Origin of the sequence: Oribacterium sp. oral taxon 078 str. F0263, assembly GCF_000469565.1 — a bacterium.
In the GTDB taxonomy this organism is placed as follows: Bacteria; Bacillota; Clostridia; order Lachnospirales; family Lachnospiraceae; genus Oribacterium.
In genome coordinates this window covers 106,419-131,008 of record NZ_KI273128.1, presented here as the reverse complement: position 1 = coordinate 131,008, position 24,590 = coordinate 106,419, and the positions used below count along the sequence as shown (strand labels likewise).

Annotated in this window: 19 protein-coding genes; 14 read left to right on the top strand and 5 right to left on the bottom strand. The window is 56.1% G+C overall.

What is annotated here, in order from left to right; all coding sequences use genetic code 11:
* Positions 1-84: 84 nt before the first annotated feature.
* Entirely contained in the window at positions 85-1,437 is a 1,353-nt protein-coding gene (locus HMPREF1986_RS10365) for a uracil-xanthine permease family protein (RefSeq protein WP_021774792.1), read from the bottom strand.
* Between the two features lie 520 nt (positions 1,438-1,957).
* Here HMPREF1986_RS10365 and xdhA point away from each other — a divergent pair.
* The 4 genes from xdhA to xdh all read left to right on the top strand — a co-directional run bounded on the left by xdhA (position 1,958) and on the right by xdh (position 8,542).
* Positions 1,958-4,381, top strand: coding sequence for a xanthine dehydrogenase subunit XdhA (gene xdhA, locus HMPREF1986_RS10360; protein WP_036600252.1), 2,424 nt, complete (start codon positions 1,958-1,960; stop codon positions 4,379-4,381).
* Positions 4,382-4,453: 72 nt separating this feature from the next.
* Positions 4,454-5,344, top strand: coding sequence for a xanthine dehydrogenase subunit XdhB (gene xdhB, locus HMPREF1986_RS10355; RefSeq protein WP_021774788.1), 891 nt, complete (start codon positions 4,454-4,456; stop codon positions 5,342-5,344).
* A complete protein-coding gene (gene xdhC / locus HMPREF1986_RS10350) occupies positions 5,337-5,822 on the top strand; it encodes a xanthine dehydrogenase subunit XdhC (protein ID WP_009216124.1) in 486 nt (161 codons plus the stop codon). The genes xdhB and xdhC overlap by 8 nt, the downstream gene beginning before the upstream one ends.
* Positions 5,823-5,953: 131 nt before the next feature.
* A complete protein-coding gene (gene xdh, locus HMPREF1986_RS10345) occupies positions 5,954-8,542 on the top strand; it encodes a selenium-dependent xanthine dehydrogenase (protein WP_021774787.1) in 2,589 nt (862 codons plus the stop codon).
* A 164-nt stretch (positions 8,543-8,706) separates the two neighbouring features.
* On the opposite strand, the gene HMPREF1986_RS10340 is transcribed toward xdh, so the two are convergent.
* Positions 8,707-8,931 carry a hypothetical protein gene (locus HMPREF1986_RS10340; RefSeq protein WP_021774786.1) on the bottom strand — a complete coding sequence of 75 codons (225 nt, stop codon included), beginning with the start codon at positions 8,929-8,931 and terminating at the stop codon, positions 8,707-8,709.
* A gap of 194 nt (positions 8,932-9,125) precedes the next feature.
* On the opposite strand from HMPREF1986_RS10340, the gene HMPREF1986_RS10335 reads away from it, so the two are divergent.
* From HMPREF1986_RS10335 to HMPREF1986_RS10290, 10 genes are all read left to right on the top strand, one after another.
* Positions 9,126-9,350: a helix-turn-helix domain-containing protein gene (locus HMPREF1986_RS10335; RefSeq protein ID WP_021774784.1), complete on the top strand. Its 225-nt coding sequence runs from the start codon at positions 9,126-9,128 to the stop codon at positions 9,348-9,350.
* Between the two features lie 44 nt (positions 9,351-9,394).
* Positions 9,395-10,423, top strand: a complete 1,029-nt coding sequence (locus tag HMPREF1986_RS10330; RefSeq protein WP_021774783.1) for a PDDEXK nuclease domain-containing protein — start codon at positions 9,395-9,397, stop codon at positions 10,421-10,423.
* Between the two features lie 538 nt (positions 10,424-10,961).
* Complete coding sequence (locus HMPREF1986_RS10325; protein ID WP_036600300.1) at positions 10,962-12,008, top strand: ATP-binding cassette domain-containing protein; 1,047 nt, start codon at positions 10,962-10,964, stop codon at positions 12,006-12,008.
* A complete protein-coding gene (locus HMPREF1986_RS10320; protein WP_021774780.1) occupies positions 11,989-12,669 on the top strand; it encodes a methionine ABC transporter permease in 681 nt (226 codons plus the stop codon). Before HMPREF1986_RS10325 ends, HMPREF1986_RS10320 begins: the two co-directional genes overlap by 20 nt.
* A 30-nt stretch (positions 12,670-12,699) precedes the next feature.
* Positions 12,700-13,659 (top strand): L-lactate dehydrogenase, encoded by a 960-nt coding sequence (locus HMPREF1986_RS10315; protein WP_021774779.1) that lies wholly within the window; start codon positions 12,700-12,702, stop codon positions 13,657-13,659.
* A 21-nt stretch (positions 13,660-13,680) separates the two neighbouring features.
* Complete coding sequence (locus tag HMPREF1986_RS10310) at positions 13,681-14,577, top strand: MetQ/NlpA family ABC transporter substrate-binding protein (RefSeq protein ID WP_021774778.1); 897 nt, start codon at positions 13,681-13,683, stop codon at positions 14,575-14,577.
* A gap of 92 nt (positions 14,578-14,669) precedes the next feature.
* Positions 14,670-15,845: a pyridoxal phosphate-dependent aminotransferase gene (locus HMPREF1986_RS10305; protein WP_021774777.1), complete on the top strand. Its 1,176-nt coding sequence runs from the start codon at positions 14,670-14,672 to the stop codon at positions 15,843-15,845.
* Positions 15,846-16,179: 334 nt separating this feature from the next.
* Positions 16,180-17,259 (top strand): hypothetical protein, encoded by a 1,080-nt coding sequence (locus HMPREF1986_RS10300; protein ID WP_021774776.1) that lies wholly within the window; start codon positions 16,180-16,182, stop codon positions 17,257-17,259.
* A gap of 71 nt (positions 17,260-17,330) precedes the next feature.
* Positions 17,331-17,825, top strand: coding sequence for a methylated-DNA--[protein]-cysteine S-methyltransferase (locus tag HMPREF1986_RS10295; protein ID WP_036600297.1), 495 nt, complete (start codon positions 17,331-17,333; stop codon positions 17,823-17,825).
* A 22-nt stretch (positions 17,826-17,847) separates the two neighbouring features.
* Positions 17,848-18,540 (top strand): YggS family pyridoxal phosphate-dependent enzyme, encoded by a 693-nt coding sequence (locus tag HMPREF1986_RS10290; protein ID WP_021774774.1) that lies wholly within the window; start codon positions 17,848-17,850, stop codon positions 18,538-18,540.
* On the opposite strand, the gene malQ is transcribed toward HMPREF1986_RS10290, so the two are convergent.
* From malQ to HMPREF1986_RS10275, 3 genes are read right to left on the bottom strand one after another with little or no spacing between them, the layout of a single operon-like run.
* Entirely contained in the window at positions 18,512-20,095 is a 1,584-nt protein-coding gene (malQ, locus tag HMPREF1986_RS10285; RefSeq protein ID WP_021774773.1) for a 4-alpha-glucanotransferase, read from the bottom strand. The genes HMPREF1986_RS10290 and malQ overlap by 29 nt on opposite strands.
* The gene (glgB, locus tag HMPREF1986_RS10280) at positions 20,092-22,578 is read right to left on the bottom strand and encodes a 1,4-alpha-glucan branching protein GlgB (protein WP_021774772.1); all 2,487 of its coding nucleotides are present in this window, start codon (positions 22,576-22,578) and stop codon (positions 20,092-20,094) included. Before glgB ends, malQ begins: the two co-directional genes overlap by 4 nt.
* Positions 22,575-24,488 (bottom strand): alpha-amylase family glycosyl hydrolase, encoded by a 1,914-nt coding sequence (locus tag HMPREF1986_RS10275; RefSeq protein ID WP_051273925.1) that lies wholly within the window; start codon positions 24,486-24,488, stop codon positions 22,575-22,577. The genes glgB and HMPREF1986_RS10275 overlap by 4 nt, the downstream gene beginning before the upstream one ends.
* Between the last annotated feature and the right edge of the window lie 102 nt (positions 24,489-24,590).

Here is a 24,590-nt window from a genome sequence, read left to right as displayed (position 1 = left end):
GGACAGCTGGGAAAAGGGGGAGTCGGCCTTCCTGCGAAAGCCGACTCCCCTTTCCTTGGCTGTACATCGCGTTTTCCGGAGAAGCTATTCCTGAGCCGGAAGTCTCCCGCTCTCCATGTTCTTTGGCAGAATGCCGTTTAGAAGGAGAGCGACGACGAAGACCACGGCGACGACGTTACCCCCGAAGACCGTCTGGATGAGAGGCGGGAAATTCTTCCAGATCTCGCTCTCCGGGCTCGTCGTAAAGCCGATCCCGACCGCGAGGGAGAGGGAGGTGATGATGATGTTCCTCTGGCTGAAGCCGCAGGCGGAGATCATCTGGATGCCGGAGCTCACGATGCTTCCGAACATCATGATCGTGCAGCCCCCGAGGACGCACTGCGGGAGGGAGGCGAAGAAGTTTCCGACGGGGGGCAGAAGGCCCGCGAGCAGCATGGCCGCGGCTCCGGTCGCGATCGTGAAGCGGTTTACGACCTTTGTCATCGCGATGAGTCCCACATTCTGAGAGAAGGAGGTCACGGGAGGACAGCCGAAGAGGGCGGAGACGCTGGAGGCGAAGCCGTCGCAGCCCAGGGAACCGGAGACCTCCTGTTCCGTGATCTCCCGGTTTAAACCGGAGGAGACCATGGCGGAGGTATCTCCGATCGTCTCTGCGGCGGAGACCAGGAAGATGATGCAGACGGAGAAGATCGCCCCGGGGTGGAAGACCGGACGGAAGGGAAGAAGATGCGGGAGCGAGAGGAGACCGCCGGAGAAGATCCCGCTGAAATCCACCATCCCGAGGACAGCGGATAGGATATAGCCGACGATGAGTCCCGCGAGGACGGAGAGCTGCTTTAAGTATCCCTTCGCAAAGATGCTCCAGAGAATGCAGGTGAGAAGCGTGATGCCCGCGACAGAGAGATTCTGAAGAGAGCCGAAATCATCATTGTAGCCGCCTCCGAAGGAACGGGCCCCCACGGTGAAGAGGGAGAAGCCGATCGCGGTCACGACGGTCGCGGAGACGATCGGAGCGATGAAGTGCTTCCAGTAGCGGGCGAGCAGGCCGAGACTTCCCTCGAAGATCCCTCCCACGAGCACGGCGCCGATCATGCTCGGATAGCCGTAGTTTGCCGCGATACTGCTTAGAATTGTCACGAAGGTGAAGCTCACACCCATGACGATCGGGAGTCTGGCCCCGATCTTCCAGAGGGGGAAGAGCTGGATCATGGTCGCGATTCCCGCGACAAACATCGCATTTTGCAGGAGCATTGCGAGCTGTCCCGGCAGAAGGGCAGGCTGCGCGGCTCCGGCGATGATCGTGATCGGCGCCAGATTGGAGACGAACATTGCGAGCACATGCTGAAGACCGAAGGGGATCGCCTTTCCGATCGGGACCCTGCCGTCCAGCTGGTAGATGTTTTCCATGCGGGCCGCCCCGCTGCTTTTCTGACTCATGGTAAAAGGCCCCTCCTAAAGCCGGTACCGCGAAAATGAAAGCCTTCTGCCTGAGATTGCCTGAGCTCTGCCTGTCCTTTCCCGGTGTTTTTCTCATCCTCTATGAATAATAAAGTCATGCGCAGGGAGCGGGAGCTTCCTGTGTCCTCCGGGCGGACAGAAGGCAAGAAGACAAAGACTAATATAAGGACTAATATACTGAAAGTGCAGCATGATGTCCACCGGACAGAGCTGCGGAAAAAGGCAGGCTTTTTTCTCGAATGATAAAAGCGTGACAAAAAATATTTTAGGCTCTATTGACGTAAATATAGGATTTATGCGGCCCTTTTTGGTTCACGGATCGGGTTCTCAAAGAGATTTTTAGCGATATCGGAGAGAGAAGGGGAGGGAATCTAAAAAAGTTTTTTGTCGCTTGTCCACAGAAACGAAGAGAGATTATTAGAAAGAACTGTTAATGGACGCCCGCTTTCGTATTTTTTATAATGAGATGAGGGAACAGGAAGGATCAGGAGGTATAAGCATGGAAGTGGGTCAGGGAAAGGTCAGGGTCGACGCGTATGCGAAGGTGTGCGGGGAAGCGAAGTATACTGCGGACCTGGAGCCGAAGAATATCTTGCATGGGAAGGTACTGCACTCGGAAATCGCAAATGGTCTGGTGAAAAGCATGGATATCTCCGAGGCGGAGAAGGTGCCGGGAGTCGTAAAGGTACTGACCTGCTTCGATGTGCCGGACTGCCAGTTTCCGACTGCGGGGCATCCCTGGAGTGTGGAGGAGAAGCATCAGGATATCTGCGACAGGAGGCTCCTGAACCGGCGCGTGCGCTTCTATGGGGACGACATCGCCTGCGTCATCGCGGAGGATGAGGTCGCGGCGCAGCAGGCCCTCCGGAAGATCAAGGTGGAGTATGAGGAGTATCCTGCGATCCCGACGGTGGAGCAGGCGATGGCGGAGGGGGCCACGCCGCTTCATCCGGATCTCCGTAAGGACAATGTGATCGTGCACAGCCATATGACGATGGGGAAGGCGGACTTTTCCTTCGAGAAGGCCCTCGAGGAGGCGAAGAAAGAGTACGGAGAGGAAGAGCTCGTCTATGTGGAGGAGAAGCTGGATACGCCGAGGATCTCCCACTGCCACATCGAGCTTCCGGTCTCCTGGGCCTATGTGGACAATAACGGGAAGGTCACAGTGACCTGCTCCACGCAGATCCCCGCGATCGTGAAGCTGTGCACGGCCATGGCTCTGGGGATCCCCACGGGGAAGGTCCGGATCATAAAGCCCTACATCGGGGGAGGCTTCGGAAACAAGCAGGATGTACTCTATGAGCCGCTCAACGCCTTTATGAGCATGCAGGTCGGCGGACGGCCGGTGCGTCTTGAGATCTCCCGGGAGGAGACCATCATCTCTACGAGAACCCGGCACAAGATCACGGGCTATGTGAGAGGTCTTGCGAAAAGGGATGGCACGATCCTCGCGAGGAGTCTTGACGCCTATGCGAACAACGGCGCCTACGCCTCCCACGGGCACGCGATCTGCGCGAACTGCTGCACGGTGTTTAAGGATCTCTACCGGGACCGCATGGGGACGGAAGCGGATGGCTGGACAGTCTATACGAGCTCCCCGACGGCGGGGGCGATGCGGGCCTACGGCATCCCGCAGTCGATCTGGTTCACGGAGTGTCTGGTGGATGATCTTGCGAAAAAGCTCGGCATGGATCCCTATGAGCTCCGCATGAAAAACTGCATGGAGGAAGGCTTCCGTGATCCGGGGAACGGCATCACCTTTCGCTCCTATGGCTTAAAGCAGTGCATGGAGAAGGGGGCGGAGCTCTTTCACTGGACGGAGAAGAGGGAAAAGTACGGGCATGAGAGCGGCATGAAGCGCCGCGGCGTCGGAATGGCGATCTTTTGCTATAAGACGGGTGTACATCCCATCTCCCTGGAGACCGCCTCTGCCCGCATGGTGCTGAATCAGGACGGCTCCGCGCAGCTCATCATGGGGGCGACGGAGATCGGACAGGGCGCGGATACGGTATTCACCCAGATGGCGGCGGATACGAGCGGCCTTCGCTTCGATGAGATCTACATCGTCTCCACGCAGGACACGGATGTGACGCCCTTTGACACCGGGGCCTACGCCTCCCGCCAGACCTATGTCTCCGGCATGGCGTGCAAGAAGGTCGCGGAGGAATTCCGGAGCCGCATCCTCGATTATGCCGCCTATATGCTGAACAACAGCGTGGAGGATATCTCGAAGACGATCTATGCGAAGGAGGTCAGCAGGGCGGAGGAGAAGCTCCGCTCTCAGCTCTCCCTCTCTCCCAAGGAGAGGATCCTGCCGGAGATGCTTGAGATCGTGGATTCCCGCGTCGTCCTGAAGGAAGGGGGAGAAGCTCTCTTTCCTCTCTCGATCCTGGCGGACACCGCCTTTTACTCGCTGGACCGCGCGGTCCACATCACGGCGGAGGTCTCGAACCAGTGCAAGGACAATACCTTCTCCTCCGGCGTCTGCTTCGCGGAGGTCGAGGTGGATCTTCCCCTCGGACTGGTGAAGATTCTGGATCTCGTGGAGCTCCATGACTCCGGCATCATCATCAATCGGAAGACCGCGGAGGGCCAGGTGCACGGAGGAATCGCGCAGAGCATAGGATATGCGCTCTCGGAGGATCTCCTTGTGGATGAGAAGACGGGCCGTGTCCTGAATGACAACCTGCTGGACTTCAAGATCCCGACCGCGATGGACGTGCCGGATATGAGGATCGACTTCGTGGAGCTTGAGGATCCCACGGGCCCCTACGGCAACAAATCCCTGGGAGAGCCGCCGACGATCGCCGCGGCTCCGGCGATCCGAAACGCCGTTTTGCAGGCCACGGGCATCGGCATGAAGGTCGCCCCGATGACCAGTCAGAGACTGATTGAGGCTTTCCAGGAGGGAGGGCTTCTGTAGACGCTTTAGGACATGACCGCGCTTCCCTCTCTGGATGGGGCTGGCAGAGGATAGATAGAAGGAGTTCAGGAGATGTTTGATATCGCAGGCTTTTATGAGGCACGCAGTGTAGACGATGCTGTCAGGGCGCTCTCGGAGGATGAAAATGCCGAGCTGATTAACGGAGGAACGGATGTCCTGATCCGTGTAAGGGCGGGAAAGGATGCGGGAAGAGCCCTCGTATCTGTGAAAAATATCCCGGAGATCAAGGGGGTGAAGCTGCTTCCGGACGAATCGATCTGGATCGGAGCCGGCACGAGCTTTACCCATATTACGAATGATCCTCTGATCATGGAGCATCTTCCGATGCTGGGAGAGGCCGTGGATATGGTCGGCGGCCCGCAGATCCGGAACATGGGTACCATGGGGGGGAATCTATGCAACGGCGCGACCTCCGCGGACTCCGCGGCGAGCGCGGTCTCCCTCAATACAGAGCTTTTGCTCACGGGGCCGGAGGGGGAGAGGAGGATCTCGATCCATGACTTTTATACCGGACCGGGCCGAACGGTCCGAAGACGGGAGGAGGTCTGCACCGGCTTTTTGATCCGAAAAGAGGACTATGAGGGCTGGACGGGAAAGTATATCAAGTACGGAAAGCGCCGGGCGATGGAGATCGCCACACTCGGCTGTGCGGTCCGCGTGAAGCTGAATGGGGACAGAAGCAGGATCGAAGAGGCGCGCCTTGCCTACGGCGTCGCGGCGCCCACGCCGATCCGCTGCAGGAAGGCGGAGGAGAAGCTTAAGAATCGGAGCCTCTCGGACCCCGGGCTTCTTTCCGATTTCTCAGAGACAGCTCTTACGGAGGTGAATCCGCGGAGCTCCTGGAGAGCCTCCAGGGAGTTTCGCATGCAGTTGATTTCGGAGCTCGCAAAGCGCGCGCTGTCAGAGGCCGTGAAGCTGTCAGGAGGTGAAATCCATGCTTAAGATCATTCATGTCACAGTGAACGGCCGGGAGAGAGAGATCGCGGTCGATGAGCGGGAATCCCTCCTCGATACTCTGAGAAATCGCCTGGACCTAAGCTCCGTGAAGAAGGGATGCGAGGTCGGGGAGTGCGGGGCCTGCACCGTGCTTGTGGACGGAGAGGCCATCGACAGCTGCATCTACCTCGCGATGTGGGCGGACGGAAAGTCCGTCATGACGGTGGAGGGTCTGAAGAGCAGGGAGGGTGATCTCTCTCCGATCCAGAAGGCCTTCATCGAGGAGGCGGCGGTGCAGTGCGGCTTCTGCACGCCGGGCATTATCATGAGCGCGGTGGAGATCGTCGGGACCGGGAAGCGCTACACGAGGGAGGAGCTTCGGAAGCTGATCTCCGGGCACCTCTGCCGCTGCACCGGCTACGAGAAGATTCTGGACGCTGTCGCGCGGTCGGTGGAGGAGCATCTTCGCGGGGCCGCGGACTGAGCTTCCGGCAATGCGATGGGGATTTGTCACAATGCCCATCAGCCCGCTGTGACTGTGGCCGTATTTGTACTGTGCCGCGGATTCCTGCATGGGGCAGGGAGAACCGGGATAGAGAGTATCAGGGAGGAAAGATGGAGGAGATTTTTCGCTTTACGGTGAACGGGGAGGAGAGAGAATGCAGGACAGAGCAGCCGCTGCTTCGCTATCTCAGAGATGAGCTCAGGCTCACCTCGGTGAAGGACGGCTGCAGCGAGGGCGCCTGCGGAACCTGCACCATCATTATCGATGGGAAGGCCGTGCGCTCCTGCATCATGAGCACGAAGAAGGCCGCGGGAAAGAATATCATCACGACGGAGGGGCTCAGTCTCCGGGAGAAGGAGGCCTTCGTCTATGCCTTCGGAAGGGCCGGGGCGGTGCAGTGCGGCTTCTGCATCCCCGGCATGGTGATGTCTGCGAAGGCTCTGATCGACCAAAATCCCGCTCCGACGGAGGAGGAGATCAAGAAGGCGATCCGGGGCAATATCTGCCGCTGTACCGGCTATAAGAAGATTATCGAGGGGATCGATCTCGCGGCCCGGATCCTCCGAGGAGAGCTCGAGATCGACGAGGCGGTCGAGGAGGGGGAGAGAGGCTATGCGGTCGGGGACTCCGCCTTCCGCGTGGATGTCAGAGAGAAGGTGCTGGGAGAAGGGGAATACGTGGACGATGTCGTCATGCCGGGCATGCTCTACGGAGGAGCTGTGCGGACGGAGTACCCGAGAGCCCGCATCGTAAAGATCGACACCGAAGGGGCAAGGGCTCTGCCCGGCGTAGTCTGCATCCTGAAGGCGGAGGATGTCCCGAGAAACAAGGTCGGCCATATCCAGCAGGACTGGGATGTCATGATCGCGGAGGGCGATATCACAAGGTGTATCGGCGATGCGCTCTGCCTGATCGCCGCGGAGTCCCCGCTGATCCTGGAGGAGGCGAAGAAGCTCGTGAAGGTGGAGTATGAGGTCCTTCCGCTGGTCCATAATATTCATGAGGCCATGGCGGAGGGCGCGCCCAGAATCCACGAAAACGGAAACCTCTGCCAGAAGAGGCATGTCACAAGGGGAGATGCGAAGAAGGCGCTTGCGGAATCGAAGTATAAGATCACGGAGAGCTTCACGACGCCGTTCACGGAGCACGCCTTCATGGAGCCGGAGTGCGGTCTTGCCTTCCCCTATAAGGACGGGGTGAAGGTTCTGACGAGCGATCAGGGGGTTTACGATACCAGGAAGGAAATCGCCTACATGCTGGAGTGGGACCCGGATAGGATCGTCGTTGAGAACAAGCTGGTCGGAGGCGGCTTTGGCGGAAAGGAGGATGTGACGGTTCAGCACACCTCCGTGCTGCTCGCCTTAAAGACGGGCCGCCCGGTCAAGGTGAAGTTTTCCCGGCAGGAGTCCATCAATTTCCATCCGAAGCGCCACGCGATGGAGGGGACCTTTACCCTCGGCTGTGACGAAAACGGCATCTTTACCGGCCTGGACTGTGAGATCTACTTCGATACCGGAGCCTACGCCTCTCTCTGCGGGCCGGTGCTGGAGAGGGCCTGTACGCATTCTGTGGGACCCTACTGCTATCAGAATACGGACATCCGGGGCTTTGGCTATTACACCAACAATCCCCCCGCGGGGGCCTTCCGGGGCTTCGGCGTATGCCAGAGCGAATTTGCCCTTGAGATGATTATTAATAAGCTCGCGGAGAAGGTCGGCATCAGCCCCTGGGAGATCCGCTTCCGGAATGCGATCGAGCCGGGGAAGGTCCTTCCAAATGGGCAGATCGCGGATGAGTCCACCGCCCTGAAGGAATCCCTCCTCGCGGTGAAGGAGGTCTATGAGAGCAACCGGGGTCATGCGGGCATCGCCTGCGCGATGAAGAACGCCGGAGTCGGCGTCGGGCTTCCCGACAAGGGAAGAGCCAGGCTGGTCGTGGAGAACGGTCTCCCCGTGCTCTACACGGCGGCCTCCGATATCGGTCAGGGCTGCCGGACTGTCTTCCTCCAGATGCTGAGCAGCGGGACGGGACTTCCCCTCGAGAAGCTCAGGATCGGCTCCGGCAGCACGGAATTTGCCCCGGATTCCGGGACGACCTCCGGCTCCCGGCAGACTCTGATCACCGGGGAGGCGGTGAAGGAGGTCGCGAAGCTCTTCCGAAAGGAGCTGGAACTGCACGGGGGAAGGATCTCGGAGCTCGAGGGAAAAGAGTTTTTCTATGAGTTCTTTGATCCGACCGACAAGCTCGGGGCGGAGAAGGAATTCCCGAAGAGCCATGTGGCCTATGCCTACGCGACCAATGTGGTGATCCTCGACCCGGAGGGGAAAGTCACCGATGTCTACGCGGCGCACGATGCCGGAAAGGTCGTGAATCCGGTCTCCATCCAGGGGCAGATCGAGGGCGGCGTCCTGATGGGCATGGGCTATGCCCTGACGGAGGACTTTCCTCTGAAGGACTGCATCCCCGCGGCAAAGCTCGGGACCCTGGGACTGCTCCGGGCGAATCAGATCCCGGATATCCATGCGACCTATGTGGAGAGAGAGACGCAGCTTCCCTTTGCCTACGGCGCAAAGGGAGTTGGAGAGATCTCCTCGATCCCCATCGCGCCCGCAATCGCCGGAGCCTACTATGCGCTGGACGGGGTCTTCCGGACGAAGCTTCCGATGGACAATACCTACTACCGGAAGAAAAAATCTTGAGGAAGGACCCGCGTCGCTGACGGGACTGATATCTGAGTGCTAATACAAAAATAACGTAGAAAAAAGGGTTAGAGCCTGCGCTGTTGGCTCTAACCCTTTCCATCTGATTCACGATTCAAATAATTTTATCAACTTTTTATCAAATGTCGCTATCTCGAATTACCCTATTTTCTCGCCACAGCACGCTCCCATGCGCCGTTTTCCTTTTCTCTTAATTCCGGATCAGCGTACTGTGCGAGAACACCGCGCATTCCTTTTTTATAAACGACCTTGACCGGCTCCACAAATTCGTCCAGTATTGTTATGATGACACGCTGATTAGGCTTTGCAGTAATTTTTTCCAGGGGTTCGATTACTGCCCCGTCATAATAGCCTTGAACTGCCAACATATATAATCACCCTTTCATTTCGAAACAAAGGCGATACGATCCAGGAAGAGTGCCGCATGTATCTCCACCTGTATTTCAATCCGGACAAGTTTTCCGATGATGGTAAGGCTCTGAACAGGAAGCTGGATGCCCTTAAAGCGGAACTCCTTTCCGGAAAGCGCGTACCGTTCTCGTAAGGAACGGAGATTACTATTATGAGGCACATCAGTTATATGCCACTATGGCACACACTTCTGAATAAGAACATGAGAAAAGAAGATCTTCGTATAGCAGCGGGGCTGACTACCAATATGATCGCCAATATGAGAAAGAATAAAGGAATCAGCATGGAGACGCTGGCCAAAATCTGTGATGCATTGCAATGTGAAATCACAGACGTGATCGAACTGACGGAGGATACTCCGGAAGATGGCAAATAAGATTTGCCAGACAGTGTCCGGCATTTTCGAAAAGAGGATTTGTCATGAGTAACGAATTAATGGTTCCCCAGGATATGATCGTTCAGATCAGGGATATCATGAACAATGCACGATGCAATGTTGCTCAGCAGGTCAATAATGAACAATTACTGGCTTACTGGAATATTGGCCGTGTTATTGTTGAACATGAGCAGGACAGCAAGGAACGAGCGGAATATGGGAAGCAGACGCTGAAGCAATTATCAAAGGTCTTGACCAAGGAATTTGGGAAAGGTTTTTCAAGGTCAAATCTTCAAAATATGAGAGCTTTCTATATTTCCTATCCGAATTACCAGACATTGTCTGGCAAATTGAGCTGGTCCCATTATTGTGAGCTTCTGATCATTTCCGATCCTGATCGCCGTAGTTTTTACGAAAAAGAATGTGAACGCTCTGGATGGTCTGTCAGAGAAATGAAACGCCAGATATCCACCTCTCTATTCGAAAGGCTACTATTGTCTGACGGCAAAGCCAATAAGGAAAAGGTATATGAACTGGCAACCAAAGGCCAGGAACTTGCAGCTCCGGAGGATATCGTAAAAGATCCTTATGTATTCGAGTTTCTTGGCATTCCGGAGAATAAACCGGTATTGGAAAGTGAGCTGGAAAAAGCACTGGTCAGGCAGATTGAAGATTTTATGCTGGAGCTTGGCAGAGGCTTTATGTTTGTAGGAACACAGCAGCGTGTGACTCTGAACAATACCCATTATTACGTGGATATGGTCTTCTACAACAAGGAACTTCATGCTTATGTACTGATTGAATTGAAGACGGTGAAGCTCATGCCTGAGGCTGTCGGCCAGCTCAATATGTATCTGAACTATTATGCTGCAGAAGTAAATGAACCGGGCGACAATCCGCCGATCGGCATCATCCTTTGCACGGATAAGGATAATGTAAGTGCGGAATATGCTTTGGGCGGTCTTTCCAACAATATATTTGCATCGACTTATACCTATGTGATCCCGGAGAAGGAAAAACTGATTGCACAAGTAGAAGCTGTATTAGAGCAATGGGAAGACAAAGAGGATTGATAATCGGATTTACAGTCCGCGTGTGAACTGTAAGCGGACTGTAAAACGGATTGTAAAACCGAATATGATGTTTGCTGTAATCACTTGACAAATGGCGATAGATCATCCAGTGGACCGAATCCGGATGTAGATACATGGTGGTAAGCGGCCGTGGAGGAAGCAGGGCAAAGCGATGAATTTCCAATTGCGAAGCGATTGTGCTTTAGAGAAGACGACGGACTTTGCAAAATGGATGAAGTTCTGATTGACATTGCGGGGAACAAGCAGTACCATCTAAGCCACAATACAGGAAATACAGGATTTTAAAGGAAAGGGGCATGAGCATGTTTTATTGTAATTCTCGAATGATGAGCTGCATGGATATGGACATGGCTATGCTGATGCCGATGCCCACAGTTTCGTGTGCTCATTTGCTGCCTTTCCGGAAGATCCGGACTCGAATGTGTCTCTGCTAAGCAAGGATAAGCGGAGTTGAGGGATGCATTTGAAGCGGGGAGCCTTTGGGCTCCCCGCTTTTTTCGTTGAAGGGAGAATGGATTTGATTGAGTTGACGCATATTTCCAAGGATTTCGGGAAAGATCAGCAGCAGGTTCACGCGCTGCGCGATGTTTCATTGTCCATCGATAAAGCGGAGATTTTCGGGATTATCGGCTTTTCCGGAGCGGGAAAATCTACACTGCTTCGATGCATCAATCTTCTGGAGCGGCCCACAAGAGGCACGGTCACAGTGGACGGGAAAGAGCTCACGGCCTTAAGCGCGCGTGAACTTCGGAGGACACGAAAGAAGATCGGAATGATCTTCCAGCATTTTAATCTGATGCCGTCCCGCACAGTCGCGGGAAATGTGGCCTATCCGCTGCGGGGAAGCGGGCTTGGCAAAAAAGAGACAGAGGACAGGGTGATGGATTTGCTGGAGCTTGTGGGCATTAAGGATAAGGCGAATGCCTATCCCTCTCAGCTCTCCGGCGGACAGAAGCAGCGCGTGGCGATTGCGAGAGCATTGGCCAATGAGCCGAATGTGCTGCTCTGCGATGAGGCCACCTCCGCATTGGATCCTCAGACCACAAAGTCTATTCTTCGGCTTTTGAAGCATCTGAATGAAAAACTCGGCATTACGATTGTGATTATCACACATGAGATGGCAGTGGTCAGGGAAATCTGTCACCGCGTCGCTGTCATGGAGCACGGGCGTGTGGTGGAGCAGGGCGAGGTATTCCATGTATTTTCCAAGCCCGAGCAGGAGATCACGAAAAACTTCATCCAGACAACTTCGAATCTTCGGAAGATTGAAGAGCTGCTTTCTGAAAATTCCCCGGTGGTTCAGCTTCAGCCGGGGGAGCTGATCGTTCGGCTCTCCTATTTACAGAGAAATGTTTCCGAGCCGCTGATCTCCACGGTATCACAGAAGTTTGGCCTTTCCCTGAATATCATCTTTGCGGATATCAGCATCGTAGAGGACGCACCCATTGGCGGAACGGTGGCGATCATCAGCGGAGAGCGGGAACGGATGGAAGAAGCGATGAAATATCTCATTGAGAAGAAGGTAGGCCTGGAGGTGATCAAGGATGCAAGAATTTCTGAATAACTGGATTCCCAATGTCATGGCGAAGCTGCCGGACTTTTATGCCGCAATAGGTGACACTCTTTTGATGCTCATCTGGTCAGGCGCCATCTCCTTTGTCCTCGGTCTGATCCTTGGCGTGCTGCTCACGGTCACGAAGCCGGACGGCATTTTGGAAAATAAAATCGTCTATCAGATCCTGGACAAGCTGGTCAGCCTGTTCCGCTCCATCCCCTTTATTATCCTTTTGACATGGGTCATGCCGCTGTCCCGTGTCATCATGGGGACGGCGATTTATGTGCGCGGGGCCATTGTCCCACTGGTGTTCGGCTGTGTCCCCTTTTTCACCCGGCAGGTGCAGACTGCTTTGGCCGAGTTGGATCCCGGGCTCATTGAGGCGGCGCTCTCCATGGGCTCCAGCCCCGCAGAAATCATCTTTCGTGTCTACCTGAGGGAAAGCATAGCGGCTATCGCACGGAGCACCACGATCACAGCCATCAGTCTTCTGAACCTGACCGCTATGGCCGGTGTGGTCGGTGCAGGCGGCCTCGGTGATTTCGCCGTCCGCTACGGGCATGACAGAAATATGTCGGATGTGACCAATGTGACCGTGATCGTTCTGCTCATCCTCGTCTGTATGATGGAATGCATCGGCGCTCATATTGTCAGAAGGAGCAGGCATTAAGGAGAAAGAGCAGGCATTAAGGAGGAAAAAATGAATTTGCAAAAGAGAAAAATCGGTATTATCGGAGCGGGACACGTCGGTTCGCACGCCGGCTATTCCCTGATTTCACAGGGCCTGGCCGAGGAGATCGTCTACATTGACATCGATGAGAAGAAGGCCGCCGCGCAGGCCCTGGATCTCTCTGACGCGCTAAAGTATCTTCCGAGCAGAGCGAAGGTGCATGCAGGAGATTACACGGAGATTGCGGATGCCCAGCTTTTGATCACAGCTGCCGGACCCCTGCCGGATATCAGCAAGGGGCAGACCAGGATGGACACGCTTCGGCAGACGATCGTCATTATGAAGGAGGTCACGGAGTCGATACGAATGTCCGGCTTTGCCGGAATCATAATCAATATTTCAAATCCTGCCGATGTCATCACCCATTATATCCAGCATCAGCTGAATTGGCCTCCCAGGCGCATCCTGTCTACCGGCACGACGCTGGATTCCGCCCGCCTCTGCCGGGCATTGGCCGAGGCGACCGGTGTGGATCAGAAATCCATCCATGCCTACGCGCTGGGAGAACACGGAGAGAGCCAAATGGTCGCGTGGTCCGCCGTTACACTTGGCGGGAAGGCCCTGGCTCAGCTTCAAAAGGAAAGGCCGGACAGCTATGGCATGCTCGATCTGGATGCCATCGCAGGGGAAGGAAAAGCGGGCGGCTGGAAGATCCTCGGGGGCAAGGGCTCCACAGAATTCGGCATCGCCGCATCCATTGCAGAGGTGGTTCGAGCCATTTTTCATGACGAAAATCGAATCCTTCCCGTATCCGTTCTCTTAGAAGGGCAGTACGGACAGCAGGATGTGTATGCCAGCGTCCCCGCAGTATTAAATCAGGATGGAATCGCTGATATCATCGAGTTAAAGCTCAGTCCTGAGGAAGAGGAAAAATTCAGCGCATCCTGCAAAACCATGAGCGAAAACTACAGACTGGCTTTGACTTTGTAAAATTATCCGGAGGGAATCAGAATGAAAAGGAATAAGATTATCGCTGTTTTACTGTCTGCCGCGCTTTTGGCACTGGCACTTAGCGCCTGCGGCTCCAAGAGCCATGCATCGAAGGAGGATTCGCCTTCGGAAAGCGGACAGAAGACGGAATCCGCCGCAAAGGTCACAGTAAAGCTTGGCGTCGTCGGAAGCATCTATGAGGACCTTTGGAAGCCCGCAAAAGAGGCACTGAAGGATGAGGGAATTGATCTCGAGCTGGTGCAGTTCTCCGACTATGTGACACCAAATAATGCCCTGGCAAACGGGGAGATCGATCTGAACTCCTTCCAGCACCGCATCTATCTTCAGAACGAGATCGACAGCCATGGCTATAAGATCCAGAATATCGGAAACACCTTTATCATTCCGCTGAATCTGTATTCTCGGAAGCTCTCCTCCGTGAAGGAGCTGAAGGACGGAGATACCGTGGCGATCCCGGACGACCTGACAAATGGCGGCCGTGCGCTGAAGGTGCTGGAGGCGGCGGGGCTGATTGAGCTGGATCCCAATGCAGCGTTTAATCCCACGATAGATAATATCGTAAAGTATCATGTCGGCATCAAGATCGAGGAGCTGAAGGCCAATGTAATCCCCTCCGCTCTGTCCGATGTGACTGCCGCCGTGGTCAACGGAAACTATGCGCTGGACTTTGGGCTGAAAAGCGACGAAGCGATCTATAAGGACAGCGTTTTGGATGTGGAGGAGTATTGGAACCTGATCGCCGCCCGCACTGCGGATCTGGAGGACCCGGACAAGGCGGCTGTCTACGAAAAGGTTGTGAAGGCCTTCCAGTCTCCCGAGACGGAAAAGGTATTCAAGGATACTTACGGCGGATATTTCATCAAAGCCGGCTGGGATCAGAATCTTTTGGCAAAGTAAACGGTTTTACCCCCATGCTGCCGCCGGTATTTCTCTCGATTACCGGCGGCACTTAGCGAAAAATCTTATCTTTATTAAAGGAGGAAAAGATCATGCAGAGTCTTTCCGATCGCACTGCCGGCTTTACGGATTCCGTTATCCGCAGGATGACGCGCATTTCCCTTCAATATGGCGCTGTCAATCTGTCTCAGGGCTTTCCGGATTTTGAACCGCCAAAGGAGATCCTCGATCGTCTGGCGCAGGTGGCCTACGAGGATTATCACCAGTATTCCATCACCTGGGGAGCACAGGATTTCCGGGAAGCGCTGGCTGCCAAGCAGTCCCGCTTTATGGGCCGCAGCATCGATCCAAACAGCGAGATTGTCACGACCTGCGGAAGCACGGAGGCCATGATGGCTGCCATGATGACTATCGTAAACCCCGGGGACAAGGTCGTTATCTTCTCCCCGTTCTACGAAAACTACGCTGCCGACAGCATCCTCTCCGGAGCGGAACCCATTTATGTGCCGCTGACGCCGCCGGATTTTCATTTTGACCCCAATGTGCTGGAGGAGGCCTTCCGCTGTCACCCAAAGGCGCTGGTGCTCTGCAATCCCTCCAATCCCTGCGGCAAGGTCTTCCGCCGCGGGGAACTGGAGATTATCGCGGAGCTGGCCGCGAAGTACGATCTCTATGTCATCACGGACGAGGTCTATGAGCACATCGTCTATGCGCCCCATAGGCATTGCTATTTTGCCGCGCTTCCCGACATGTGGGAGCGCACGATCTCCTGCTCGTCCCTCTCCAAGACTTACTCTGTTACCGGCTGGCGGCTGGGCTACATCATTGCCCCGCCAAGGATCATTGAACGCGCAAAAAAGGTACATGATTTTCTGACGGTCGGTGCAGCGGCTCCCCTGCAGGAGGCCGTGATTCCGGGATTGAAATTCAATCAGGACTACTATGATGGGCTGCTGGCCCGGTATACCCACAAGAAGGAGCTCTTCCTCAAGGGCCTGGATGAGCTGCATATTATTCATAATGATCCGGAAGGAGCGTACTATGTCTTGCTGGATATCTCCGAATTCGGCTATGACAGTGATTTGAAATTCTGCGAGGATCTCGCCCGGCTGGTGGGAGTCGGGGCAGTGCCCGGCTCCAGCTTCTTCCGGGAGCCGGTGAAGCAGTTCATCCGCTTCCACTTTGCGAAAAGGGACGAGACTCTTCTGGAGGCCCTGAACCGTCTGGAGAGCCTGAGGAGAAAAATCCCCGCCCAAAAGCGTGTCTGAAGGGATAAGCTCCTGACCGAGCTCGGGCGGAAGTCCTGGGGGGAAAATCTGCAGGGGCCAAAAGGAGGCTTTTCGGCTGTCGGATCCATTAAAATGATGATATAGTAAACAGCAAAAAAGCGGCCCCTGGCTTTATGGCAAACAGGCAAAGCAAGGTGTTGGAAGGCCGCTCCTATGAGAATCAGGAATGGGAGATTCCTTAATCCTGAGCTCAGGATAGCGTGAAAGAGGACAAAGATCAAGAAATATGGGGAATATATAGAAACAAAATATCAGAATAGATGTTTATCGCAGGGACCTATAGAGTCCGCTGAGGAAGGAAGGGGTCGGGAGGATGAAGTATTTTATCGGAGCGGCGGGATTTTGCCTCATCACAGTATGCTCCCTTTGCTTTAGCATATATCTATACTGGATCCTGCAAAATGCGGTTCGGAAAGGGAGAGAGGTCCCCGGATGGATGTATCGGATCGGGCACGCGATCATCGGAAGGGGAGGCGATTTCTATGAGGATATCACGGATCATTCGGCGCTCAGAGAGCTGAACCTCTTTCTTCTGGGACTGGCTGCGGCCAATCTTCTCTTTTTTCTTTATATGCGTTTATATAAGGGGCTCAATGCGAACGCGGCGCTGTATTCTTGCCTGAAGGCGGAATTCTTTCTGATTCTCAGTGTCAGGATGCTCTGGACCGCCGTAAAAATCGGGATAGAGATCGTGCTTTGCTTTGGGAAAAAGGCGGGGAGAACGCTTCGGAATTATGCGTCCGGAAACGCGGTTTTCGGCATGATCTTTATGAGCGGATTTTTTCTTTTTCTGTCCCTGATGCTCAGCGGAGTTCCGGAGAGAGCACCTGAGTTTCGGATCGAAAAAAGCCGGATCGTAATCGGGAGCACGAGGGCGTCAGAGCTTCTCCGAGCGGGCTTTCGCTTTTATGAGGAGAGGGAGGAGAGCGAGGAGAACGAGGAGAGCGGGGAGAGAGGAGCGGAGGATGAGATCCGAAAGCCGGAGGACCGCCATTTTTATTATGACGGAGAGTTGGCGGAGCTTCGATGCGGCGGGAATTCCTATGGGACAGTTTGCCTGACGCCGCCCTGGGGAAAGAGCGCGAAATTAAAGGACTGCGTCATTAGCTTTTACCGCATTTCATCGGAGAAGCCCCGTTTCTCGGAGATCACAGTCTGCGGGAGGGAGCTCTCCGATCTTCGATGGGAGGAGATAAGAGAGAGGCCGCTTTCTGACATTTTCTCGCTCTCCCCCGCGAATTACCGGGAAGACAAATGGGAGGGGAACTGCAAATTGCAGTTACAGACTGAGCCGTACATGCTCTGGAAAAGATATACGATAGAGCTTCGCTTCCATGAGGACGGGACAGCGGCCGAGTGCAGTCTCAGAGCGCAGCACACGCTCTGGGAATGAGGAGGGAGCTTTCCTTTCTGGAAATATGCGATATAATCGAGACAGAATCGAGCGGCGGGAGGCCTTATCGCATGGAATACAGCTATCATTACGATTCTCCGCTCGGAGGCATCACGATCGCGAGTGACGGCAGGGCGCTGAACGGGCTATGGTTTGACGGACAGAAATATTTTGGAGATACTCTGGATGAGGAGCACGAGGAGAGGATGCTTCCCGTATTCGAGGAGGCCGAGCGCTGGCTCAGGCTTTATTTTAGCGGGAGGGCACCGGATTTTACGCCGCCTCTTTCCATGAAGACGACGGAATTCAGGAGAGCGGTCTGGAGGATCATGCTGGAAATTCCCTACGGAGAGACCATGAGCTACGGGGAGATCGCGGAGCGCATCGCGGGAAGGAGCGGAGGGAGAGCCCTTTCTCGGGCGGTCGGAGGCGCGGTCTCCCACAATGCGATCTCGCTTCTCATCCCCTGTCACCGCGTGATCGCGGAAGACGGCAGCCTGAGAGGTTACGCCGGAGGGATCTGGCGAAAGAAGAGGCTCCTCGCGATGGAGAGAGGGGAGAATTAAGAGGGGGAGAAAGGAAGGAGATATGAGCAATATTTCTGAAAATCTCGAGAGGATTTCCGAGAGAATCTCTGCGGCCTGTGAAAGGGCGGGGAGGAAACGGGAGAGCGTAGAGCTCATCGCGGTCTCAAAGACGAAGCCGGTTTCCGATATCCGGGAGGCGATGCGCCTTGGAATCTCATGCTTTGGGGAGAACAGGGTGCAGGAGCTTCGGCAAAAGACAGCGGAGATCCCGGAGAAGCTCCACTGGCATATGATCGGAGTGCTTCAGAAAAATAAGGTGAAGTATCTCCCCGGCATGGTGGAGATGATCCACTCCGTCGACAGTCTGGGACTCGCGCAGGAGATCGAGAAGGAGTGTAAAAAGCATGGGATTTCGATGGATGTCCTTTGTGAGGTCAATGTGGGGAGAGAGGAGTCCAAGGGAGGAGTGCTGCCGGAGGAGCTTCCCGGCTTTCTCTCCGAGGCCGTAAAGCTTCCCCACCTTTGCATCCGGGGCCTTATGACGGTCGCCCCCATTGCCTCGGAGGCGGAGGAGAGCCGTCCGATCTTTCGCTCTCTCCGGGAGCTTCTCGAATCCATGAACCGGGAAATCCCCGCCCTCTCCATGGATCAGCTCTCCATGGGGATGAGCGGGGACTTCGAAGTCGCGATCGAGGAGGGGGCGACCCTCGTCCGGATCGGAAGCGCTATTTTTGGGGATCGGCACTATTCTTAAGCTCTTCCTCTTCCGATTCCGACTTTGCTTCCTCCTTTACTTCCGGCTTCGCCCCGGCCTGGCGGTAGCGGCCGTAGGTTCCGAGGATCCTCGCGATGGAAAGTTTTTTTTCCTCGGAGAAGGCATTCTCCGGCATCCTCCAGACCCAGTTTCCCCCGGTCGTTCCGGGCTCGTTGATCCGGGCCTCCCCGGAGAGATTCAGGTAGTCCGCCGCGGGGATAACCACGGTATCCGCAATGGAGGACATGGCAAGCTTTATGAGGAGCTCCGGCATGAGATCCCGCTCCGCTTCCGAGCGGGAGCAGTACTGGAAGATATAGCCCCGGACTCCGTCCGGAAGAGTCTCAAACCAGTGGGAGAGCGTGTCATTGTCATGGGTCCCGGTGTAGCAGATGCAGTTTCTCGTCTCGAAGTTGTGCGGGAGATAGCAATTATCCGCGTCGGAGCCGAAGGCAAACTGCAGGACCTTCATGCCGGGGAAGCCGGTCTCCTTCATGAGGCTTCGGACCTCATCCGTGATGACGCCGAGATCCTCTGCGATGATCGGGAGCTCTCTTTTTCCGAAGTGGCGGTACATCGCGTCAAAGAGCGCCATCCCGGGACCGGGGAGCCACTCTCCCTGCTCCGCTGTTTTTGCGCCAAAGGGGACGGAGTAGTAGGCTTCAAAGCCCCGGAAATGATCGACCCTCAGGACATCGTAGAGGGAGAGACAGTAGTCCATGCGGGAGAGCCACCATTCGAAGCGGCTCTCCTCATGCTTTTCCCAGCGGTAGAGAGGATTCCCCCAGAGCTGGCCGGTGGCGGAGAAGGAATCCGGCGGTACTCCCGCGACACTCTCCGGATCGCCTCCGTCTGAGAACTGGAAGAGCTCCCGCCTCGCCCAGACATCCGCGCTGTCCATCGCGCAGTAAATCGGGATATCCCCGATCATCTGGATCCCGCGGAGTCCGGCATACTGCTTCAGCTCCCGCCACTGCTCCTCGAAAATCCTCTGCACAAAGGCCTGGTAGGAGATCTCCGGGAGGAGCTCCCTGCGGGCTCTCTCCATCGCGGAATCCTCCCTCTCCCGGAGCTCCTTCTCCCAGAGTGTCCAGCTCTTTCCGTCCTGCACTTTCTTGATCGCCATGAACTCGCAGTAGTCCAGCGTCTCCTTCCGAAGGCCCTGGAGGAGAGCCTCGCTTTTTTCCTTCCCCTCCTTTTCGAGGAAGTGCCGGTAGGCTGTTCTCAGGGCATGGTCCTTTGCAAGATAGAGCTTTCCGTAATCCACTCTCTCCGGCTCACTGCCGAAGTCCTCCGCGGAGAGCTCCTCTTCCGTGAGAAGCCCCCGGGAGATCAGCGTCTCAAGATCGATAAAATAGGGATTTCCCGCAAAGGCGGAGAAGGATTGGTAGGGAGAATCCCCGAAGCCGGTCGGCCCCATGGGAAGGAGCTGCCAGAAGCGGTTCCCGCTCTCTGCCAGCAGATCGACGAATTTCAGGGCTTCCCTTCCGAATGTTCCGATCCCGTATCTCCCCGGAAGGGAGAAGATGGGGAGCAATATCCCGGCCTGTCTCATGATTTTTCCTCCTGAAGCGGCTTTTTTCCTGCTGCCTTTTGACTTTCCCTCTCCGCGCTTTCTTCGCCCGGATGCCGCTTCTCGCCTTGGCTTTTTTCCGCTTCCTTTCCCTTATTTACTTTCTTTCCCTTTATACTGCTGCTTCTATTGCTGCTTCCCCGCTTCCCCTTCTTCGCCGTTTTCTTCGCTCTTTCCTCTTTTCTTCCGCGGGCGGAGCGGAGCTCCAGCTCTTCCTTACTCAGGGGCGTGAGCTGATAGATGGTCGTGGAGAGAGGCGGGATCCGGATCGCCGCGCTCTCCGCTCTCTCGTCCCACTCGATGGGCTCCGAGTGGTGCAGGATCTTTCGGACAGCGCCGCTTCCCCCGTATTTCCTGTCCTCCGAGGAGAGGATCGATCGGAGCGTGCAGGGGAAGGGGAGTCCCACGCGAAAGCCCGCGTGGTCCATCGTGTCGAAGTTTGTGACGATGAGGAGGTTGTCCTCCGCTTTCTCCGCCTTTCGGAGGAAAAAGAGCAGGGAGAGCTCCGGATAGGAGCAGTTGATCCACTCGAAGCCCTCCGGGGAGTAATCCCTTTGGCTTAGGGCCGGTTTTTCCCGGAGAAGCTGATTCAGGTCCCGCACGAGCTCATGGATGCCCTTGTGCAGAGGGTATTTCAGGATCTCCCAGGGCAGCTCTCTTTCCTCGGACCACTCCTCGACCTCTCCGAAATCCTGCCCCATGAAGAGAAGCTTCTTTCCCGGATAGCTGAAGAAATAGCCGTAGGCCGCGCGGAGGTTCTGCGCCTTTTTCTCGAGGCTGTCCCCCGGCATCTTCTGGAGGAGGCTTCCCTTCCCGTGAACCACCTCGTCGTGCGAGAGCACGAGCTGGAAATCCTCCGAATAGTTGTAGAGCATGGAGAAGGTGAGGGAGCGGTAGTTTTGCTTCCGAAAGAAGGGATCCGTCTGCATGTAGGAGAGGAAGTCATTCATCCAGCCCATGTTCCACTTTAAGTCAAAGCCGAGTCCCCCCTCCTCCACCGGGAGGGTGACATTTTCCCAGGCGGTGGACTCCTCCGCGATCAAAAGTGTCCCCGGAAAGGCCAGCCGGAACTGACTGTTCAGATGCTTCAGAAATTCGACGGCCTCCAGATTCTCATTGCCGCCGTACATGTTCCTCGGCGCGTTTCCGCCCTGCCTCCCGTAGTCCAGGTAGAGCATGGAGGCCACCGCGTCCATCCGGATGCCGTCCGCGTGATATTTCTCCGCCCAGAAGAAGGCATTCGCGATCAGAAAATTGCTGACCTCGTGCCGCGCGTAGTGGAAGATGAGGGATCCCCAGTGCGGATGGCTTCCCCGCACAGGGTCCGGATCCTCATAGAGAGCCCCTCCGTCAAAGGAGGCGAGCCCCCAGCTGTCCCGCGGAAAATGCGCGGGCGCCCAGTCCAGGATGACGCCGATCCCCTCCTGGTGAAGGCGGTCGACGAGGTACTGGAAATCCTCCGGACTCCCGAAGCGGGAGCTCGGTGCGTAATAGCCGGTGATCTGGTAGCCCCAGGACTGATCGAGGGGATGTTCCATCACCGGCATGAGCTCCACATGGGTATAGCCCTCGGCCTTCACATAGGATGCGATCTTCTCCGCAAGCTCCCGGTAATTGTAAAATTCAGAGCCGGGAACCGGGCTTCCGTCCTCATTGACCGTGAGCTTTTTTCGAAAGACGGAGCCCAGATGGAGCTCGTAGACAGACATCGGCTGCGTCTTCTGTCCCCCCCTCTTCTTTCTTTCCTGCCAGGCCCTGTCTCCCCAGTGAAAGCGGCGGAGATCGGAGACGACGGAGGCCGTATTCGGGCGGAGCTCGAAGGAAAAGCCGTAGGGATCTGTCTTCAGAAAGGGCTCCTGCCCGTGGCGGAGAATTTCATATTTGTAGATCGTGCCCTCGGAAAGACCGGGGAGAAAGAGCTCAAAGATGCCGTTGTCCGATATTTTCTGCATCATATTGCGGCGTCCGTCCCAGAGATTGAAGTCCCCGACCACGGAGACGCGGAGCGCCCCGGGGGCCCAGACGGAGAAAACGACGCCGGAAGTTCCGCGCAGGCTTATGGGATGTGCCCCCATCTTTTCATAGATCCGGTAGTGGATTCCGGCTTCGAACTTTCGGATATCCTCCTCCGTGTAGATCGAAGGGAAGCGGTAGGGATCCTGGAGCGTCTCCTCCGTATCGTTGTCATAGATGAGGCGGAAGCGGTAATCCGGAAGCTTTTCCCGGAAGCGCTTCTCCTCCGGCAGAAGCACTGCAAAAAAGCCCGCCTCGTCCGCCCTCTCCATCGGCCAGGCCTTCCCGGAGAGCATTACGGAAACCTCCTTTGCGGTGGGGAAGAAGGCCTGGATCAGGAGTCCCTCCGGGAGAAGCCTCGCGCCCAGGATCCGCTTTGGGTTCGAGCATTCAAGATAGCAGACCTCTTCCACATCCGCCCAGTTCATAAGCTCATATAATTTGTCCGTCATGGCAAGACCTCCTGTTTCTCCTGCACTGCTCTCTGTCCGGCTTCGGAGCTCTTCCTCCTCCGCTGTCCGCTCCTCCGCCTTCGCTTTTTCGGGATCTCCCCGCAGCCCTCCGCCTGCAGGAGCACGATGCTCCGGGGGAGAAGCCTCTTCTCTCCATCGGAAAGCAGGGGGTGCTCCCCCTTCGGATAGATCCCGTTTTGCTCCTCTTGGCAGCTGTCGATCACCGTGGCCCAGTTTGTCCCCGTGGGCGGATGCGGCAGGAGAAAACGGTGCTCCTCCCAGTGGAAATTGCAAAGGAGCAGGAAGGTCTCATCCTCCGCGTAGAGCCCGGAGAACATCACGCCGAGCTGCCTCCGGTAGGGCTCTCTGTCCGGCTGCCAGGCGCTCTCCCCGTGGAAGCTCAGATCCGGGATCCCCAGCCCCCGGCTGTCGAGAAGCGTGAGCTCCTCCTTTTGGTGAAAGACGGGATGCTCCCTTCGGAAGTGGATCAGATATTTCATGAATTCATAGAGATCCCGGTTTTTCTTCAGGAGCCTCCAGTCCAGCCAGTTCAGCTCATTATCCTGGCACCAGGCATTATTGTTTCCGCGCCTGCTCGCCCCGAACTCATCGCCCGCCTGGATGAGCGGAGTTCCCTGGGAGAGAAAGAGCAGCAGGCAGGCATTCCGAAACATCTTTTTTCGGAGAAGGCGCACGCTCTTTCTGCGGCTGGGTCCCTCCTCTCCGCAGTTCCAGGAGTAATTCTGTTCACAGCCGTCGGCTCCCCTCTCACCGTTCTCCTCATTGTGCTTTCGGTCATAGGAAAAGCAGTCCATGAGGCTTAGACCCGTGACATTCGAAAGATACTGAATCTCCCCCCGGTCCGACGGATTCTTCCGGATCCGTTCCATCAGGCTCCCCACCATGCTCTCGTCTCCCTTTAGAGCGCGGCGGATCTCCGTCTGGAAGCCGTCGTTGTAATCCGCCAGGTACTTCTCCCCGTCGGAGGACCTGGGAAGCGCCCCCTCCCAGTGCTCTGCCCAGAGCTTAAAGCGCGAGAGGAAGGGATCTCTCCGAAGGAGCTCGAGCGGCGCTGTGCCGATGATGTGGGCGCCGTCGATCTGATAGCGGACTCTCCAGAAGCGGAGGACCTCGCTGATCCGTTCCGGGAGCTCCCGGCCGCCATCGTAGTTAAAGTAAAAGTCGAGAACGAGCTCCATCCCCTGTTCGTGTACGGCCCGGACAAGCGCGCGGAAGCTCTCGGAGGGGTCCTGACCGCTCTGTGTGAAAGAGTGCTTGGGCGAATAGTAGAGAGCATCCTCCGTGAAGCCCCAGTAATTGATCCGGCCGTCCGGACAGCGCTCCCGGGCCTTCGGGGAGAGAGGCTCGAAGCGCTCGAACATCAGCTCCTGAAACTCATAGGGGGGCATGAGCTCCAGGACATTGACGCCGAGCTCTCTGAGATAGGGGAGCTTCTCGATGATTCCGGAGAAGCTGCCTCTTTTTGCGGCGGGCAGGCCGGAGGAGCTGTGCTTTGTAAAGCCCCGGACATGAAGGCGGTAAATGATGCAGTCCCGGTAGGGAATTCCCGGGCGGAGCGGCAGGGCCTTCGCCTCAAAGAGCTCCGCGTTTTCGCGAAACGGGCTCTTCAGGACCTCTCCGGCTCCCCGGAGCTCTCCAAAGCGCGTTCCGCCGAGAAAGTCTCTTCCCTCCGGATCGGAAAACTCTCTCCCGTCCGCCTCGAAGCAATAGAGGAGAGTCCGATACCGTTCCGGAAGAAAGAGCCGCCACACATCGCCGATCCGCTCCTCCTGCGGGAAGGGAAGCCGTGAAACCCGCCGCTTTCCCCGGTAGAGATTCAGATAGAGCTGCTCCGTCCGCGCCGCAGCGAGAAATACATAACCGCCCTGCACCTTCCTCAGTCCCAGCATTTTTCCCCCTTCCCCGTCGAAATACACTCTTGTTCGCAATATTGCTTCCCGCCGCCCTGCGGCTTTGCCTGTCCGCGCACAGGCCGTCTGCCGCCCCGGCGT